At 38.3% G+C, this 2,120-nt stretch carries 4 protein-coding genes; all 4 read right to left on the bottom strand.

Annotated features, from left to right (window positions below; translation table 11 throughout):
- Positions 1-1,020 (bottom strand): hypothetical protein (locus ACH0CI_RS28130; protein ID WP_406902652.1); only part of this gene is annotated, 1,020 nt, incomplete at its 3' end.
- Positions 1,021-1,087: 67 nt separating this feature from the next.
- A complete protein-coding gene (locus ACH0CI_RS28125) occupies positions 1,088-1,393 on the bottom strand; it encodes a hypothetical protein (protein ID WP_047933325.1) in 306 nt (101 codons plus the stop codon).
- Between the two features lie 21 nt (positions 1,394-1,414).
- Positions 1,415-1,663 (bottom strand): hypothetical protein, encoded by a 249-nt coding sequence (locus tag ACH0CI_RS28120; RefSeq protein WP_406902651.1) that lies wholly within the window; start codon positions 1,661-1,663, stop codon positions 1,415-1,417.
- 28 nt (positions 1,664-1,691) lie between these two features.
- Positions 1,692-2,120 (bottom strand): hypothetical protein (locus ACH0CI_RS28115; RefSeq protein ID WP_406902650.1); only part of this gene is annotated, 429 nt, incomplete at its 5' end.

Below are 2,120 nucleotides of genomic sequence, written 5' to 3'. Positions count from 1 at the left end.
TTTCGTTTCTTCTATTTCTTTTTTCGTTTTTTCATAGGTTTCTATTTTTTGGTTCAAGTCTTGGCTTTGAATATGTGTTGCTGCTTCTTTGGCCTCCTTTACTTTATCTAGCTTCAGATAGCCATAAGCCTTCATTTCATATCGTTTATCGGTCATGTCTACTCCTGATTGGCTCATCATATCTTCCCATCGTTGTTCGTGATAGGCGAGATCAAAGGCTCCATTTGGAGAAGGAAACGTTTGTTGAAACTCTTTCAACGCATGGACATCTCCCTTCTTTGAAATCATGCTTTCTACTACTTCTGGATGGTTTCCTTGAAGCTTAACAGCTTCCTCATACTTTTTTTGATCGACGAGAAGGCTCATATAAACGTTTTTCTGTTCTTTCGTAAGGATTTGTTCATCAATAGAAGAAAGCCTTTTTAAAGCCCCTTGTGAATCCCCTAAGAGCGCCCTTTCATATGTTCCTGTTATTTTTTGTTCGAGTTTGACTTGTTTTTGTAAATCTTGAATGGTTTCAGCCCGATCTTGAGAAGTAGCTACCGTCGAAAAACACGTTGCTGAAAGGATAAGAAGGGATAAAATCCCTCCCCCATAGATCAGCCTTCGATTACGAGTAGAAAGTACAGGTGTTTGAGTCGTTTGCATATGATTCTCTGTTTCTTCCTCTAAAGAAAAAGAACCATCTGTTGTGTTCAGATGGTCCGGTACTTCCTTTTCCAATTGTTCAAGAAAACTTCTCTTTCGAGCTTCCTGTATATCGTCCATTTTTAAAGAGCTTAACTTTTTCTTAATATGATCGACTACATGCCGAGCATACCCCGATCCAATAGACAATGTTCCTGCATATACCTCTTGATCTTCTTCATCGAGGATAAAAAAATCAGCATGAGCCTTTTTTCTAGTACGTCGATACTGTGTTTCTACTGTTTCTGTTATTTCGCATGCTTCTGGAATCGATAACTTTTGAAATGGCTTTAACTCTTTTGTCTCACTTTTTATAAACATGACAGACAGCATGTTCCTCCATTCCTTTCGTCTAAAAATGAGCATAGAAAAAAGCTATACAATCAACTGTATAGCTTTCTTAGCTTCCGAATCGGATATTTGTATTAACACCTTCAGCTAATGCATAGGCACCCATGACAACCACTAACCCAACTGCACCACCAACAAACCATGCGATACATTTATGACGACCTCGTTCTCCACCTAAAATTAAGTGATAGCCTCCTACACAAAAGGCAAGAGCTGCGGCAACCATTGCAATACGCTGCATCCACTTGATAATAGACTTTCCACTTTCGATGAGGCCATTCATGCCATCAGCCGCCCCGAGGGTTAAATGCGAAGTTAACTGCGTCACATCCACGCTATTTAATAAATCTAACATGTATTTCACTCCTCTTTTTCGCTAGTTTTGTGTTACTGGAATGCTTTGTGGTCTTACAGGAACTGGTTCAGCTACTTTTTGTTCGCTTTTCTCCTCCTCCTCTTCTTCACCTGTAAAGGCGCTTAATGCTTGAAGAATTAAATCCTGATTTTCTTCAATAAACTGTTGGTGTTGTTGATGTAGCCAGTCATTGTACTTGTTTCCATTTACCTTCAGCAACTTTTCCACGAGGTCTTTGGACTTCTTTAATTCCTTTTGGGAGATCGTCAAGATACCACCACCTTTCAAAGTGACTCTCTTATTCTTCGAAATACAGTTGTTTCGATGTTTCAATAAAATGAGAAAGTTCTGTTTCTAACTGAGATGGATCATAATCCTCAAACTTAATTTCTTTTTTTAGTTCTCCCTTCTTGTAAGCAGCTAAAGTGTCAGTTCTTTGAGTTACACCATAATCACTTTGACCTTTTGTACCATCAAATTGAGGATCATTATTGTTGAGTTCTTTGCCATTTACCTCATTTTCCTTTAATGCATTTTTTACCTCATTCATGTATATGTCTCGGTCATCTTCATCGTAGGAATACATCACAAATCCTGTGCCATCTTCTTTCATAAATTTTTTCATTTCTAGAGGATGTAATTCTTCTAATTCACCATTTCCTTTCACTTCACTTGAATTGTAGGAAGAGACAAACGCTGTGCCTATTCCTAGAGCCACAACGATTCC

The sequence above is a fragment of the Priestia sp. 179-F W1.4 NHS genome (assembly GCF_045369295.1).
Taxonomy (GTDB): Bacteria; Bacillota; Bacilli; order Bacillales; family Bacillaceae_H; genus Priestia; species Priestia zanthoxyli.
Note: the sequence above shows the minus strand (reverse complement) of the source record. Positions and strands in the feature narration are given on the sequence as shown.

Excerpts from the sequence above, each read along its gene's own strand:
- ACH0CI_RS28125 (WP_047933325.1), bottom strand. The coding sequence starts at position 1,393 with ATGTTAGATTTATTAAATAGCGTGGATGTGACGCAGTTAACTTCGCAT.